This is a genomic window from Paenibacillus xylanilyticus, from assembly GCF_013359935.1.
GTDB lineage: Bacteria > Bacillota > Bacilli > Paenibacillales > Paenibacillaceae > Paenibacillus > Paenibacillus xylanilyticus.
This window is the reverse complement of the sequence record NZ_JABMCB010000160.1, coordinates 116,522-132,504: the sequence shown is the minus strand read 5'-3', so window position 1 is coordinate 132,504 and position 15,983 is coordinate 116,522. Positions and strand designations below refer to the sequence as shown.

Sequence of the window (15,983 nt, the reverse complement as noted above, 5' to 3'; positions counted from 1 at the left end):
GTGAGAGAATACATATTGTTTTACAACCAAAACCGATTTCAGAAAAAACTAAACGACCGTTCCCCGGTAGAATACCGGGAAACGGCCGCAGCTTAAATCTTGTCTTTTTTTGTACTGTCTACTTGACAGGGTTATGACCATATTAGCGACTTTTAATGCAACTATGCTTATGCTTTTGAAAAACCCTTAGATCTTGAACTTGTCCGTCAATTCCTGAAGGCTTGAAGCAATCCGTGCCAGATAGGTAGAGGATGAGCTGATCTCCTGCCTGGAGGCGAGCCGCTGCTCTTCTGAAACTGAAAGCACAAGCCTTGATCCATGTCATCTGTTGGAAGCCTGTGAGAATTACAATCGGAGATATGAAGTTACAGTTACTTTTCTAAATATAAAAAAAGGAACGCGGCATAGTCCGCGTCCCTGTTCTTCTTCATTTGATGAATCACTCTAATGGCATCCGAGTCAAACAACATTAAGCATCAAACTTATTTTTGTCTTACAGGCACGAATACACGACATTTCGCAAACGTCTCTGAATGTAAGGCTCCTGGCTGTTCAGCAGGTGCTGTGCATACATGACAGTAAGCCCGGAGTCCGGATCGATGATGGCCATGCATCCTGCAGCACCACTCCAGCCAAATTCGCCAAGTGGACTGAGAGAGCCGCTTCCTGACTTGGAGACGTGAGTGCGTACACCCAATCCGTAACCGTACCCACCCATGTGATCCCAGGAGTAGTCCGGGCGGGTCATGTCATTCAGATGATCTGTTCGCATGAGATCCACTGAAGCCTGTGACAGGATTCGAACGCCTTCCGGACTGGTTCCGCGCCCAGTAAGCGCGTTCAGGAACAACGCGTAATCGCTAACCGTAGATAAAAGCCCGGCGCCGCCGCTCTCCAGTTCGGTGCCTACCCGGAATCCATTTCCGTCCATACGTACGGCTTTTTCAAGTTCATCATTATACGCGTACTGCGGAATCAGTCGGGCCTCCTGATCTTCGTTCAGATCGAACGCTGTATCGTTCATGCCAAGCGGACCAGTGATTTCTTCACGCAGATACGTCCCAAAGCGTCTTCCGCTTACAACCTCCACCAGAGCTCCTAGGACATCATGGCACATGCTATAGTTCCAATGCGTGCCTGGTTCGAACAGAAGCGGCTCTTTCGCGAGCGCTTTCGCAAATTCGCGGGTCGGCAATGTTCCGTTTGTATTCTGCACCGCTTCCTGGATGGAGGGTGCACCAACGTCATAGGAGAACCCAGCAGTCATCGTAAACAAATCGCGTACCGTAATCGGCCTTGTTGCTTTTTCCAGCCTGACCTCTCCATTTGGCAATACATTCTTCACCTTCATATCTGCATACTCCGGCAGATAGTCGGACACCGGATCACTGAGCAACATATGCCCTCTTTCTACAAGCTGAAGCGCTGCGACGCAAGTCATAATTTTGGTCATGGAGTATAGGTTGAAGATGGCCTCATCACCGATGGGCGTTTTCTCCTCCAAGTTGGCGTAACCGTTCCGATAGTGGAAAACGGTATCATTTTGATGCATAACCAACACTTCTGCCCATGGAATCCTCCAGGATGTAATGCGGTCAATGAATGAAGCAAGCGGTTTAAAGTCCATGTTTCCCCGTCCTTTTATGTAAAGTCGTTATCCTTGCGCAATGTGGTCCATGTTCAATACCACGATGCACATACTATAAATATACGACCATTCGCCAGCGTTGACCACTACCCGATCAAACTTATACTCCTGAAACAAAGAAAGCCGCTAAAATAGCGACTTTATGACCAGTATTACGGTTCCTCAACCACTGTCTGTTCTATATTTCTTAAGCTTTTGAGCTTTCAACTGACAGTTACAATACTTCGATATACCCTTCTGTTCCATGTACCCTAATGCGCTGCCCATCTTTGATCCGCTTGGTCGCATTCTCCACTCCGACAACTGCTGGCAGCCCATATTCCCTTGCAATAACCGCTCCATGTGTCATCAGTCCACCCACTTCGGTGACTAGGCCTTTGATAGATACAAACAATGGTGTCCAGCCAGGGTCAGTATAGGAGGTGACTAATATATCTCCATCTTCCAGATCAGCACTTTCCATGTTTAAAATGACACGCGCTCTTCCTTCTATTACTCCGGAAGAAACAGGCAGACCTACAATCGCATTAGCTGGCAAATTTTCTCGTTTGTACTCACCTGTAATGATTTCACCATCAGACGTGATTACACGAGGTGGAGTGAGTCTTTCATAACGTTTGTATTCTTCTTTGCGTTCGTTGATGATAGGGTAATCCAGTTTATTCGTACGTGTTACTTCATGAAGTTCTTCAATAGTAAGATAGTATATATCTTCTTTTTCATGAATAACGCCCGCTTGAACGAGTTGCTTGGCTTCTTTCAATAGAGCCTGCTTATAAACGAAGTAGCGATTAACCATGCCGTATTTGGGATATTCCCGATAACCGATGAAATTCCGGACAATGTCAATCATGCGTTTGGTTTCTTTGGCTTTTTGTTCACCATCCGGCAATTGCTTTAATCGGCCTATCAACTCTTGTTCCTTTTCCAAAGCTTCTTGGCGCCCTTGCTCAAATTTCCGTTTGCCTGCATTAGGCTCAAAGTTCTTGATGTTACCCAGAATCGTGGGGACAAGTGCAATTGGTTTTTCACTCCAGCGAGTTTTTGTAATATCGATTTCTCCGGAACATCGCATTCCGTATTTGCTGAGATAATCATTAATCGCTTTTTGGGTTTCCTTACCTCCATCAAACTTAAGCAGTTCATCCAGAAAGTGATCTTCTTTTGCATGCTGCAAATAATTAATGACTTCCGGATAAGGGCGAATCACATCCGCGACATCCAATAGTGCCAAACCCATTTCCGAAGTAATATTATTCGGTACAGATTGAGAAAGGGTATCTGCCGCGTTCTTTTCACCTAACCACTGGTTCATGTTTTCATTGATCCATGCTGTAGCATTTATAGCCGCCATAAACACAGCCGTACTTTGCGGGTCAAATAAGATCTTTTTTAATTGCTGGATATCTTCCAGAATAAAATCAATTAAATCAGATCCCGATTTTGTTTGGATATTTTGTTTTAACTCTTCTATCGATGTTTGACTATTATTAATGAGGTTAGGAACAATTGCCGGATCAATTTCGGGTTGTGGTTGAATGCCGGCAGACATCCCTTTATTGCTTTTATTGGCGTAAGGTTCCTTTTGGTCTGTTGGTAACAATTTTATAAAATCTCGCTCTATTATGGTCATAAGTGCACCTTTTATGAGCGGGTCGGATCCCAGATTATTTAATAAAACTTCTCTCCTTTCAGGCGAAGACAGTTGCTGTGTGATATCAACAAATAACCTTCCACCCGCTTTAAACCTGGGTCCAAAAGAGGTTAACTCAAATAAAGACATTCCAAGTGGTTTCATGGGATCCGTCATCATTTGTTGATGAGCGACAGATACGTAAACGTGATTTTCTTGATCATTCGCTTCAGGGATGGGATACAATGTCGTGATGGGCCTACTCTGCACAATATAAAACGTGTCATGGGCCAAACACCATTCGATATCCTGTGGGGAATCAAAATAAGCTTCAATCTGTCTTCCTACGCGTGCCAGTTCTAAAATTTGTTGATCCGTTAGCGATTGAGTCTTTTGCTGTTCAGGATCGTTCAGCTGCGTCTCTGTTCCGCCCTCTTTTCGTCCATAGACAGCCAATTTTTTGGCTGCGATCGTCTTATCGACGATTTCCTTATCCCGCACTTTATAACCATCAGCAGATACCAAGCCGGAAACCAATGCTTCTCCAAGCCCATAACTGGCGTCAATGGATAACAGTTTTCGGTTGGACGTAATCGGATCAGCTGTAAACATAATTCCTGAAGCTTGCGGGAAGATCATCCTTTGAACAATAACAGACAAATAAACCTGGCTGTGGCCAAATCCATGTTGTATACGGTAGGTTACCGCACGATCCGTAAACAGGGATGCCCAACATTTGCTGATATGCTGCAAAATGGCTTCTTTGCCGATGATATTCAAGTAGGTGTCTTGTTGACCAGCAAAAGAGGCATGTGGTAAATCTTCAGCAGTTGCACTGGAACGCACGGCATAAGCATGCTCACCTCCAAATCGAGAGAGATAGTGACTAACTGCTTGCACAACGTCGGAAGGAATTTCCGAGTTCAAAATGATTTTCCGAATCTGCCTGCTGATTTGTCCAATTTGTTCTCGGTCTTCTGCTTTTAACAAGGTTAATTGACCCAGCAGAGCATGGTACATCGCGTTTTGTTTAATGGCTTTTTGATATGCCACTGTCGTTACACAAAATCCTTCAGGTACTTCGATCCCTTCCAATTTTGAGAGTTTCCCTAAATTTAACCCCTTCCCTCCAACGAGCCCAAGCTGTGTCTTTTCGATCTCCTGGAAACTGAGAACCCGAGAACTCATTCAACATCTCTCCTAGTATCAAATTTTTCAAAAAATTCCTTTGACAAGATTTCACCGGCATGTTAAAATTAAATTATAAGATAGATTATCTATGTCTTCATACATATATAAAGTCGTGAATTGATCATATCATCGTGCCTGTTTATATGCAATACAAAAGAACCTGAGCAATGTTGTCAGGTTCTTTTTTTATTGATATTCGTGATTATTAGGAACAATAATGAATTCATTATCAATCTCAATTAACTTTTATTACATTGTTAATTTGGGCTAATCCCCTTCCAATCAGGCTTTGGATACAAATAGCTTAAGAAAATTCCGCCTAATGCAGATGGTAACAACACAAAGGCCGTGAATTGCATTGCTTTCATTCCTACTACCAATGCATAACCATGAATTGGTAGTAGGAATTGGGTAAACGTCATGATAGCTGTGTGAAAACCGATCGTCACCCATACTGTTCCTGACACTGCTCGCAGATAGCCTAGGATTAGAGCAAATCCAGGTAAAAATTGAATTTGTTCTGAAGAATACATTGCCCCGATTCCCCAAGCAAACAATGAAAAGAGTACCGTTTGAATCATTACAACAGACCACTGTGGTAGGATCGTTTGCAGAAGTTTAAATATTATACCTCTAAATATAAGTTCCTCAGGTAGTGCCTCAATGAGAAAAACGGTAATCATGAGAAGCCCAGCACCTATTAGCATATTGCTAATGGAGGTGTTTAAAATGATGACATTGCTCCAGCCTAGAGTGATACAAAGAGTCACCCCCAACGTTGCGGGAATGAGCCAGATCAGAAAACCAGAAATAAATGAACTCAGTTTTGTTTTAAATGAACGATGTTCCCTCCATCCTAGGTTCTCCTTATTGCAATCCCCAACAATATACAGAGTCATCAATACCAGGAGAGTTATAGTTACACCCATGAGAAGGTGAAGTAATTGGCTATAGCCAGACTCCATATAACTTTGTTGGATTCTGTCCATTAGCCGCCAGAATAGCGAGGTTGACACAAGAATAATCATTATACTTATGATCACTCTCCGAAACCTACCTAGATGATCAATCACTGTTCGCTCCTCTCCCTACTTAAGAAGTTAGTGATTATATCTACGTTCATTATTAGGTGAACAATCAGGGATGAGTCAAATTGATTGTTGCCCAATATTTCTATCCAAACAAAAGGGTTAGAAATACGTGAATACTACATTTCACTCTAATCTCGAATCTTCATTCTCACTTGATGGAATCGTTAGAGTGCTGTTCTACAAAAACAGCAATCTTGGCGTTAACTTGATCCGGGTACTCCCCGTTAATTGCGTGGGAGGCATTGGGCCAGTTGATGATCTCGAGACCGGGAACATATGTAGTGCCGTTCCTCACCGCTTTTACCGAATCATGCATGGTGCTGTTCTGTGCCATGAATGCCAGTACGGGTACTTCAATCTTCTGTAAATCGGAGGAGCTGAACAGATCCGGCGCCGGCAACTTGACCTTGAAGGTGCGCATTGCTGATTCAATTAATCTGGCAATCGGTTCACTGTCATCCGCTTTCGCCCCGCCGGAGATGTAGCTGAGCATTTTTTCGCGGATCCATTTGGGCATAAACGGAACAGATGCCGGGATGGAGGCAGCTATCATTTTTAAGGAAATAGGTGCAAAAACAAACACCGGGTCCAACAAACTGACCGAGGCCACCTTTTCCGGATAAAAGCGCACTACATTCATAGCCGTCCACCCGCCAATGGAGACGCCGACCAGATGCACTTTTTCCAGCTTTAAACGGGTAATTACTTCGTGCAGCCAGCGCGCTTGCTCCTTTTGATTTGCTATTATCTTCGTTTGCCGACTCATTCCCGCTTCTCCCAGCAAATCAAGTGCATACACCGGTCTTTCGCTCATTAATCCCCGTAGATTGGGTTCCCACATGGGCGTTGAAGAAGAACGTCCTGGTAATAATAACAACGGTTCTTTCTCCTGGTTAGCTTTATAGGTGAAGGTATAAACACGCACCGTACCAAACTCCGTTTCAACATCCTGGGTCAAAGCTGGCGTTGGGAGAAGGGCCATTGCCTCGTTATAAGCGGATTCGAATTCCACCTGAGGTGTTGCGGAAATAAAACAACCCATCTTTGCTTCAGCGGTTCTGTTAGCTTCCGTGGTTGACTTTTTCATCTCTTCCCCCTCCCTGATCTAGAAATAGGGATCAGATTATTTGATAATTTATACCGCGTTTCTCCATATAACAAATTATGTTATCGAGTTGGCCCTTAGTCATTTTTCCTTTTTTATCACCGTAATCGGCAATAGGACGATGTCCTGTTCCTTCAATAAGATTGTAAACTAAGATAGCTTGAATTGGTTATAAAATGGACAAACCGGAGATAATTTACTCATATTGCCTTAGGAGGTTTATTTTATGAGTACCAATAATATTCAATCAGAGCAGAGTGCTTATTTGAAAGAACTGAATGCTTTATTTATCCCTTTGGATGGCATGGAGAATCTGGACCGCATGGTTAACGCGATCGGGGATGCAGATATTGTACTGCTCGGCGAAGCAAGCCATGGGACAGCTGACTTTTATCGATATCGTGCCGAGCTATCGAAGAGGCTGATTGCAAACAAGGGATTCAACATCATCGGCGTGGAGGGTGATTGGCCCGCTGCTTATCGGTTGAACCGGTATGTGAAAGGAATGGTGGGATCCGATTCTTCGGCATCCGATGCACTGGGCGATTTTACCCGCTGGCCAACTTGGATGTGGGCGAATACGGATATTTGTTATTTTGCCGAGTGGCTGAAAGAGCATAATGCAGCCAATCACACTGAAAGCAGTGAACGTCCGAAGGTTGGATTTTATGGAATAGACATGTATTCGTTGTGGGAATCCATGGAGGCCATTATCGGTTATTTGGAGGAAACAAAGTCCCCCCAACTGGAACAGGCACGCCGCACATACGCCTGCTTCGATCCTTACAGCAAGGATCATCAGAGTTATGGCATCGCGGCAGGATTGCTTTCGGAGAGCTGTGAGAATGAAGTGGTTGAACTGCTGAAACAGATGCAGAACCGCCGCATGGCGCATCCAGCCAGTGAGGAAGAGCTGAATGCTGAGGTCAATATGTTGGTTACTTCCAGCTCCGAGGCCTACTACCGTACGATGGTCCGAGGCGGTCCGGAATCCTGGAATGTTCGGGACAAACATATGGTTGAATCGCTAAAGAGAATCATGGCCTATTATGGAAGAACTGCCAAAGCCATTGTCTGGGAGCACAATACGCATATTGGTGACGCGCGGGCAACCGATATGATACAGGATGGCATGGTGAATGTCGGTCAGCTGCTGCGAGAGGACCCGGAGCATCGGGTGTTTGCCGTTGGCTTCGGAACCTATCAGGGTGAGGTACTCGCGGGAAGAGCTTGGGGAGATCCTGTGGAGAAAATGATTGTTCCACCTGGACAGCCAGGAAGCTGGGAGGATTACATGCACCGGGCAGGTGAAGGCCGGGACGGCATGGTTATGCTCTCCGATACATCCTCCGTCTTGCATAAGTCCATTGGCCACCGTGCGATCGGTGTGGTATATAATCCTGATCATGAGCGATATGGCAATTATGTACCTTCCAACATGGCGGATCGTTATGATGCGTTTATTCATATCGATCGGACCACCGCTCTTCAGCCACTGCCAGTGCATCAACCGGTTGCAACCGAAGCTTTATTTTAAACATAACGGATCTTGCTGAACATCTGTGGGTATCGCAGGCGGATTCCAACATACAAGCAGCAGTCTCTGCATCGTTCAATCAAAACGGGAGACTGCTGCTTTTTATTGGACTATCGTTTTCCGTCAGTAAATGAGTAAAACATGGTCAGCTCCCTTTGTCGATCTCATATTCATTTTATAGGTTGCTCAGGTTCCTTCAGGCAAACGACGACTTTTCCTTTCACACGACCTTCACCAATATCACGAAGTGCCTGAGCTGCTTCACTTAAAGGGTACTGCCGATCAATGATCGGTGTGACCTGGCCTGATTCGACAAGTTCCTTCCAAACCATTTGATCTCCCTGATTCGGTTTATGGATAAGTAATGTAAATTTCTTTTTTTCAAGCCAAGATGAAAACGGGCTCCACAACAGATTCAGGAGAATGTGTGACATGGTGCCTCCAATCATCACATAGGTACCTCCCTTCGCCAATACGCGCCTCAAAGCAAAAGCAGAACGGTTTCCGACAACATCAACAATCAAGTCATATCTTGATCCTGATGCAGTGAAGTCCTCTTTCGTATAATCCAACACTCGGTCGGCCCCTATACCAAGCAGCATTTCCAGCTTCCCGTCGCGATCAACCGCAGTTACTTCCGCTCCGTGTAATTTCGCATATTGAATTGCAAACGTCCCGACTCCGCCACCGGCTCCATTGATCAGAACTTGTTGTCCCCCTTGCAATTTCCCTTGATCACGCAGTCCCTGTAAAGCTAGAACAGCAGCTTGTGGGATGGCAGCCGCTTGCACAAAGCTGATTCCTGCTGGTTTGGTTGTCAACGCATCCTCTCTGGCACATACATATTCCGCAAACCCGCCCCAGCCGGAGCCGGATAGATCCCCGAACACCTCGTCACCGGGCTTAAATTGTTTGGCAGCTGCTCCAACCGCGATTACCCGTCCTGCAATGTCTGCACCGAGAATACGATAACGTGGTTTCCGCATTGCACCGAGCCGGTTGACGAACGGTTTTCCGCGAAGGAGATCCCAATCCCAGGAGTTAACCGATACGGCATGGACTTCAATTAACACTTCATCATCCTTTGGTGCAGGAATGTCCACCTCTTCTATTCGTAGGACATCGGGTGTTCCGTATGTGTCATAGACCATTGCTCGCATTGCTTTTGCATTCCGTTCTCCGGGTGTTTCCGTGTTATCCATTCGTTCTCTCACGGGCATTCTCCATTCGATAGACTTATGTGTATCGATATCCTGTAACCCTGACGCAAGAAAGTCGTATCGTTCAGAATTTCTCGTGCAGTTTATGACCAAGCTGCAGCAGAGTGTTCAGACCTTCAAACAACTGATACGTTGAGCATTTTTTGTAGTTTCATTTTAAAGTTGAAAATACCGAATTAATGTATAGATTCAAATTGTTCCTTTTAGAACTCTTATATCACCCCACTTGACTCTGGTATCGTACCAGGGTTTATCGTGATCCATATCGAAATATGGTTTTTCACGAATCAGGGGGAACAATGATGATTAATAATCGGTTTGATCAAGTATTTGAAATTTTGAAGCAATCTTTTCCCGAATCAGAATATCGGGAATACGCCGAACAGAAGAAGCTGTTATCCAATTCGCTTTATCGACTTCTTACTGAGGAGAACGGGCAAAATGAAGTGATTGGTTTTCTCGCAGGCTGGGAGTTCGAGACCTTCAGGTACGTTGAAAATGTAGCAGTCTCTCCATCCATTCGTGGAAGTGGCATCGGAAAGCAGATCATGGAGCGTTTCATGAAAGAGTCCGACATGCCAGTTATTCTGGAAGTCGAATTGCCCGATGATGACCTGAGACGAAGAAGAATCGGTTTCTACGAGCGTTTGGGATTCCGCCTGGAAGATTATACTTATGTTCAGCCGGCACTCCGTGCAGGACAGCCCGCCATGCCACTGCAGATCATGAGTTATCCAAAAGGTTTGACTTCAAGTGAATTTGAAATGGTGAGAAAGGTATTGTATAAGGAAGTGTACGGCATACCAACCTCTTACGCATACGCATAAAATAGATATATGCAGGAAAGGAAACTAATGAAGAACGATTACAAAATTAATGAAATTTCCAAGCTCTATGGAATAGGTGTCGACTCGCTGCGTTATTATGAAAAACTGGGATTGTTGGTCCCTCGTCGAGATTGCAACGGATACCGTCTGTATAGTCTTCATGATATGTACAAATTAAATATCATCCGTGACCTGCGTCAGCTGGATTTTACGATGCAGCAGATCAAAGCGTACCTCGATCAACAAAGTGTTGAAAACACACTCGAATTGTTATACAAGGAACAAGAACTGATCCAGGAACAGGTTGCAAAGCTTGAAACTACGCAACGTATCATTCAAGGCAGAATCAAGGTACTGACCGAAGCAATGCTTATCAAGACGGGTGTTTTCTCCATCAAAACATACTCTGAACGACCTTGTTTGCAATTAAATACACGCATAACGAGGGATGAGGAGATGGATTATGCCATTAAGAAGCTGCATCAGAAGCATAAAGGCCACATTCTGGATTTTGGCAATCAATTGTATGGGGCATCCGTCTCGCTTGAGGAGCTGAATCATGGCTTGAGGGATGTTTTTAACTCCGTCTTCTTTATTTTTGATTCTGATGGAGCCGGACTGATCGACCCCGATTACGGCCTGCCGGCTGGGGATTATCTATCGCTCTACTATCGTGGAGATTATCGTCAAAGTCATGAGAAAATGCTGGATGTCGTCGCGTATGCAGGTGAACATGGATTTCGGCTGTTGGGAGACCCGTTCGAAATTTATGAAATAGATAATCGAGATACCATCATTACCGATCAATTTCTGACCGAAATCCAGGTGAGGGTTGCCATGGAATAAGAAATCGTCGGATAATTTTCAAAAGAAACGAATAAACTGACGTTTTAATAAACAATAGTATTTGTGGGTGAAAATAAAACGAATAAGCCGATCCATAGAAAGGATCAGCTTATTCGTGAATTGGGTTGGTTAGGATCAGGCGCGCTTATTCTCAACCGATTTCATGCGGTTTTGATCGTCGTCCTGTCGGTCATGGCTGAATTCTTGGCCAGCTTCCATTTCACCCTGTCCAGATACACTACGGGCAAAATTGGTGAACTGCCTTTTGTGCTCATCCTGCTCGTGTTTTTGCTTCAGAAGCTCCTGTGGATCCTGATTCGTCATATGGTTGATCCTCCTACAAAATCAAAATAAGTCTCCACATTATGAGTTTTGCTGATGTCTGGATTCATCTTGGATTTCTTCACGGAATCCGGAAATGCTATGTTTACGGCGTTCGTTTTTCTCTTCGATTTGACCTTTTTCCCGTGCTGGAATCTCATCTCCAAATTCCTCGAGATAGTCTTCCGCTTCCCGGTAATTTTCGATCGTGTTCTGAACCGCGTTTTGCAAATGTTCAACGTTGTCCTCACGGTTATCCGGTTTGCTCATACATGTCACCTCCCCAAATATGGAATCAGTGCTGTTTATTCGCACTACAGAAGTGTTCCAAAAGAGAGCAGTGCTTATGCATGAAAATCATTCTCCTTTCCTTCTATAATGTAATGGAGAATGACCCGTAACGACTTTGAACACTCGGCCAAAATGCGTTACGCTTCCGAATCCCACCTTTCTCGCAATCAAATTCACTTTCAGGCTGGAACTCTCGAGCTGTTTTTTGGCTTCCTTGATCCGAACACTATTCACGTACTCCACAAAGGCAAATCCCGTCGCCTCTTTGAAGGATCGACTCAAATAATATGGACTAATAAAGAACCTGTCCGCAAGCAAATGAAGGGATAGTTCCTCCATGTAATGTTCGTTAATATAACGGACAATCTCTGATATTCGTTCATGCATGGGACTTGGTGATGCCAGCGGTTCCGCATCATGCTGCTTGAATTGTCTGCAGCACATGATAAGCAGCTGCACGGCGAGCGTCTGGGCAAACAACTCAAAGCCGCTACTGCGCTCCTGCATCTCCTGAATAATCGCCCTGGATTGCGGTTCAATCAGCTGTCGGTTGCGCAAGGAATCCTTTAATATCAAATAATCTCGGTCCAGCATAGGCAGAAGTGCTTCCCGGTGAGAACCATCCAGCGAAAAATATTGTTCATGCATGTTAATAATGAGCCGCTCATGCTTTGGCCGCTCCGCATTGGTTGTACGGTGCAGAATATTGGGTGCGATGATGACGACATCGCCTTCATTGATGGTAATCGTCCGGTCTTGAATGAAAAATTCCCGCTTGCCCGACATCAAAATATAAATTTCGTAAGTGCTATGAAAATGGCTGACCGGCATATGATGGCTTAACGCTTTCCGGTGAGATACCAAAAAAGTGCCCGCATGATTCTCGTAATATAGATTCCCCATTTTACTGAATGCCCCTTCCATCTCGTCCCTGTTGTTTATTATATCGCAAGAAATAAGAAGAAATGGATAGATTCCGCAAAGAATGTACATATCCCGATGGTAAAATGGAGGTACAACCAACCAAGGAGGAAGGATACATGCAAACCACCTCATCAATCACGACTCCGATTCAATGGGCATTAAAAGCCTGCGAAGCGTTAATGGACAAATTTGAGCCGGAGAATCTTCCACCGGATCGATTTCATTACCATCAGGGTGTCTTTCTGTCCGGCATGGAAAAATGCTGGCGGCAGACCGGAGAACAAAAGCTGTACGACTACATCAAAGGATGGGTTGATAGTCAAATTCTCGAGGATGGCAGCATCAAAAAGTTTAAATCCGATGAGTTAGACGACATACAACCTGGTGTGCTTCTCTTCACGCTCTACGAGCAGACGAGAGATGAACGGTACAAAAAAGCTCTGCACACCCTGGTACCCCTGCTGAAATCTTGGCCGACGAATTCCTCCGGCGGATTCTGGCACAAGGGACACTATCCGAATCAAATGTGGCTGGACGGTTTATATATGGCTGGCCCCATTGCCGTACAATATGCCAAAACATTTGGTGAGAGCGATTACATCGACATGATGGTCTTTCAGGCACTGCTTATGGAAAAACATACAAAAGACCCTGCCACTGGCTTGCTGTACCACGGTTGGGACGAAACCAAGGAAGCCAAATGGGCTGACCCTGTAACGGGTCTCGCTCCGGAATTCTGGGGCCGCGCCATCGGCTGGTATCCTGTCGCTTTGCTTGAAATGTTTGAATACATGCCAGAGGATCATCCCGATAAAGCCAAACTCGTGACCATTGTACAGGATCTGCTGATCGCACTGACGAACTACCAGGATCCCACCACCGGATTATGGTATCAAGTCGTCGACAAAGGAGATCACCCGGATAACTGGCACGAAAACTCCTGCACGGCATTGTTTGCTCACTCCATTGCCAAGGCGGTTCGGTTCGGCTATCTGGACGCTCAATATTTGAAGTATGCCTGGAAAGGTTACCACGGAGTCATTGATACACTGAAGTTCGATGAGAACGGTAACGTTGTGATCGGCAACATTTGTATCGGAACGGGAATTGGCGATTATGACCACTATATCGCACGCCCAACCAGCGAGAATGACCTGCATGGAGCAGGAGCCTTTATTCTCATGTGTGTGGAGATGAATCTGGCAGCAAAATAGGTTAGTACCAAAAAAGACAGGGATACTCGTCCCTGTCTTCTTGATTTTCCCTGCTTTTCGTCCGAGGAATATGGGAAGTGTTCCTTATTAAACGGTTCGGCCCGTTCGCTTCCAAAACGTTTTGGTTCTCCCTTTCTTGGCCATGAGGTTTGCCGACAACAGCATCCCCATAATGACGATTGCACCGCCGACGATCTGGGTGATCAGCAATTCCTGACCAGACATTACAGAGAGAATCGCGGTGAAAATGGGCATCAAATTCATCGTGATACTGGCTTTGCCTGGCCCGAGTTCCTTGACTCCCTGGTTCCAGAATAGAAATGACCCGATGGAAGGAAATAATCCTAAATAAAGGATACCTGTAATACCAAAAGAAGTGACGTGCTCGATATGCAGCGGCTGCAGGAACAACAGTGGAGTCATGCAAACGACGCCTATAAAAGCAGTAAAGGCTACAAATGTAATCGGCGGAAGATGCTGCGCTCTTTTGCCGACAATGGAATAGATAGCCCACAGAAATACTGCGAGCAGCATGATGCCGTCTCCCTGATTGTAGTGTGTGCTGAATATCCCGAGCAAATGTCCTTTCGTTAATACCGTCAGTACGCCCAGGAAGGACAATACCAACCCTGCACCCTGCCATCTAGTAATTTTATCTTTGAGAAATAATAGGGACAATACAATCATCACGGCTGGAGTTAAACTGTTAATCAAGCTGCCATTCGTAGACGACGTGTGTTGGAGAGCCGTGTATGTGAGAAGTGTGTAGGCCACAACGCCCACCAGTGACAAGAATAGCAGAACGCCCCAATTGTTCTTCCATACCTTCAGCCATTTTGGCTTCTCTACCAACTGCGCAAGTGGAATCAACACAATAGCCGCAATCAGCCATCGCAAGAAGGATGCCCAGATCGGCGGAAAATCAGACGTCACCGCTTTGCCGAACATCAGGTTTCCCGCCCAAAACAAATTTGCCAATATTAAAAATAGCCAGGCTTTTGCTTTCATCACAATCAAACTCCTATCCACTTTGATTCCAGATCCCTTTACCCTATGGGCATGTTTGAGATTCCGGTAAGTTTCACTTCTGGTTTCTTTTCTGTTTTCTTATAAACATGATACAATACGCTTATCTATAAATAAAATGAATATAATTCATGAAGGAGATACCAAATTTGATATGAATAAATCACTTCTGCAGTTGATCGTCACGATATCGGAGACCCGAAGCTTTACGATAGCCAGCGAGAAAATGAATATGACGCAGCCGGCTGTCAGCCGTGCGGTTACTACTCTGGAACGTGAACTCGGGGTTACGCTGCTTATCCGGGACCGACGCCGTGGTGTTGCGCTAACACCAATCGGAGAGCGAATTGTCCGAATTTTCCGGGAAATCCTTCAAGGTTATGAGAAAATCGATCAGGAAATCGCGAGCGAAAAGGGATTGGAGACTGGTTGCGTCCGTATTGGCGCTTTCCCGGTAGCCTCGTCCTACTTTGTCCCAAAACTGATCCGTCACATTAAGCGACAATATCCCAATCTGGAATTCAGCATTGTGGAAGGTACCATTGCAGAGGTACAGGAATGGTTGGATAATCGGCAGATCGATGTGGGTCTGCTCATCCCGTCGGATGAAACGACCGATTCATTCCCTATTTACCGGGAAGGCATATATGCGGTCATGAGAGATGATCATCCATTAGTCGAGAAGACCATTATTAGTCCTGAAGATTTGCGTGAGGAACCCATGCTGCTCTGGAAAGCTGGATATGAGCCCCCTGTTCTGAAGTGGTTCGAAAGTGCGGGAGTGACGCCAAAAGTGGAATACATCCTCTATAATTACAGAACATCACTTCAAATGATTCTTGCCGGTGAAGGGTTGGCGGTAATGTCGGAGTTGTCACTCCTGGACCTTCCACAGGGTATTTCGCTGAAACGCCTGTCACCTGAAGCCTACCGGGACATTCATATCGCAACCGGTCCCGAGAAAGATTGTACGATAGCGGTAAAAACCTTTGTTGAGGCTGCTCAAAGCCTGTTTTCTTTTCAAACGGATCGTGAACCTTTGATTGACGTTTAAGAACATAAAAAAAGCCGCTGCAATAGCGACTTGTTGAACCTATGTTCTTGTCTGT

At 45.2% G+C, this 15,983-nt stretch carries 15 protein-coding genes; 6 read left to right on the top strand and 9 right to left on the bottom strand.

Features of this window, described 5'->3' with window-relative positions; genetic code table 11:
• The gene (locus HP552_RS07065; protein ID WP_376768939.1) at positions 1–96 is read left to right on the top strand and encodes an IS3 family transposase; all 96 of its coding nucleotides are present in this window, start codon (positions 1–3) and stop codon (positions 94–96) included.
• Positions 97–493: 397 nt separating this feature from the next.
• Here the strand turns inward: HP552_RS07065 and HP552_RS07060 are convergent, their stop codons facing one another.
• The 4 genes from HP552_RS07060 to HP552_RS07045 form a co-directional block, all read right to left on the bottom strand.
• Positions 494–1,627: a serine hydrolase domain-containing protein gene (locus HP552_RS07060; protein WP_175394861.1), complete on the bottom strand. Its 1,134-nt coding sequence runs from the start codon at positions 1,625–1,627 to the stop codon at positions 494–496.
• A gap of 235 nt (positions 1,628–1,862) precedes the next feature.
• The gene (gene ppsA, locus HP552_RS07055) at positions 1,863–4,469 is read right to left on the bottom strand and encodes a phosphoenolpyruvate synthase (protein WP_175394860.1); all 2,607 of its coding nucleotides are present in this window, start codon (positions 4,467–4,469) and stop codon (positions 1,863–1,865) included.
• Positions 4,470–4,729: 260 nt separating this feature from the next.
• Positions 4,730–5,461 (bottom strand): CPBP family intramembrane glutamic endopeptidase, encoded by a 732-nt coding sequence (locus HP552_RS07050; RefSeq protein WP_175394859.1) that lies wholly within the window; start codon positions 5,459–5,461, stop codon positions 4,730–4,732.
• Between the two features lie 250 nt (positions 5,462–5,711).
• On the bottom strand, positions 5,712–6,650 hold the full coding sequence (locus HP552_RS07045) for an alpha/beta fold hydrolase (RefSeq protein WP_246310784.1): 939 nt from the start codon (positions 6,648–6,650) through the stop codon (positions 5,712–5,714).
• 244 nt (positions 6,651–6,894) lie between these two features.
• On the opposite strand from HP552_RS07045, the gene HP552_RS07040 reads away from it, so the two are divergent.
• Positions 6,895–8,205: an erythromycin esterase family protein gene (locus HP552_RS07040; RefSeq protein WP_175394858.1), complete on the top strand. Its 1,311-nt coding sequence runs from the start codon at positions 6,895–6,897 to the stop codon at positions 8,203–8,205.
• 170 nt (positions 8,206–8,375) lie between these two features.
• Here HP552_RS07040 and HP552_RS07035 read toward each other — a convergent pair whose 3' ends face one another.
• Positions 8,376–9,419: an NAD(P)-dependent alcohol dehydrogenase gene (locus HP552_RS07035; RefSeq protein ID WP_312884227.1), complete on the bottom strand. Its 1,044-nt coding sequence runs from the start codon at positions 9,417–9,419 to the stop codon at positions 8,376–8,378.
• Positions 9,420–9,724: 305 nt separating this feature from the next.
• Here HP552_RS07035 and HP552_RS07030 point away from each other — a divergent pair, with 305 nt between their 5' ends.
• Positions 9,725–10,252 carry a GNAT family N-acetyltransferase gene (locus HP552_RS07030; protein ID WP_312884226.1) on the top strand — a complete coding sequence of 176 codons (528 nt, stop codon included), beginning with the start codon at positions 9,725–9,727 and terminating at the stop codon, positions 10,250–10,252.
• Positions 10,253–10,279: 27 nt separating this feature from the next.
• Positions 10,280–11,098 (top strand): MerR family transcriptional regulator, encoded by an 819-nt coding sequence (locus tag HP552_RS07025; protein ID WP_175394857.1) that lies wholly within the window; start codon positions 10,280–10,282, stop codon positions 11,096–11,098.
• Positions 11,099–11,233: 135 nt separating this feature from the next.
• Here HP552_RS07025 and HP552_RS07020 read toward each other — a convergent pair whose 3' ends face one another.
• From HP552_RS07020 to HP552_RS07010, 3 genes are all read right to left on the bottom strand, one after another.
• On the bottom strand, positions 11,234–11,422 hold the full coding sequence (locus HP552_RS07020) for a hypothetical protein (protein ID WP_175394856.1): 189 nt from the start codon (positions 11,420–11,422) through the stop codon (positions 11,234–11,236).
• Between the two features lie 39 nt (positions 11,423–11,461).
• Positions 11,462–11,689 carry a small acid-soluble spore protein Tlp gene (tlp, locus tag HP552_RS07015; protein ID WP_175394855.1) on the bottom strand — a complete coding sequence of 76 codons (228 nt, stop codon included), beginning with the start codon at positions 11,687–11,689 and terminating at the stop codon, positions 11,462–11,464.
• A gap of 87 nt (positions 11,690–11,776) precedes the next feature.
• The gene (locus tag HP552_RS07010) at positions 11,777–12,613 is read right to left on the bottom strand and encodes an AraC family transcriptional regulator (RefSeq protein ID WP_175394854.1); all 837 of its coding nucleotides are present in this window, start codon (positions 12,611–12,613) and stop codon (positions 11,777–11,779) included.
• A gap of 137 nt (positions 12,614–12,750) precedes the next feature.
• On the opposite strand from HP552_RS07010, the gene HP552_RS07005 reads away from it, so the two are divergent.
• The gene (locus HP552_RS07005; protein ID WP_175394853.1) at positions 12,751–13,848 is read left to right on the top strand and encodes a glycoside hydrolase family 88/105 protein; all 1,098 of its coding nucleotides are present in this window, start codon (positions 12,751–12,753) and stop codon (positions 13,846–13,848) included.
• An 87-nt stretch (positions 13,849–13,935) separates the two neighbouring features.
• Here HP552_RS07005 and HP552_RS07000 read toward each other — a convergent pair whose 3' ends face one another.
• Entirely contained in the window at positions 13,936–14,856 is a 921-nt protein-coding gene (locus HP552_RS07000) for a DMT family transporter (protein ID WP_175394863.1), read from the bottom strand.
• Between the two features lie 172 nt (positions 14,857–15,028).
• On the opposite strand from HP552_RS07000, the gene HP552_RS06995 reads away from it, so the two are divergent.
• Positions 15,029–15,928, top strand: a complete 900-nt coding sequence (locus HP552_RS06995; RefSeq protein ID WP_175394852.1) for a LysR family transcriptional regulator — start codon at positions 15,029–15,031, stop codon at positions 15,926–15,928.
• Positions 15,929–15,983 lie beyond the last annotated feature (55 nt).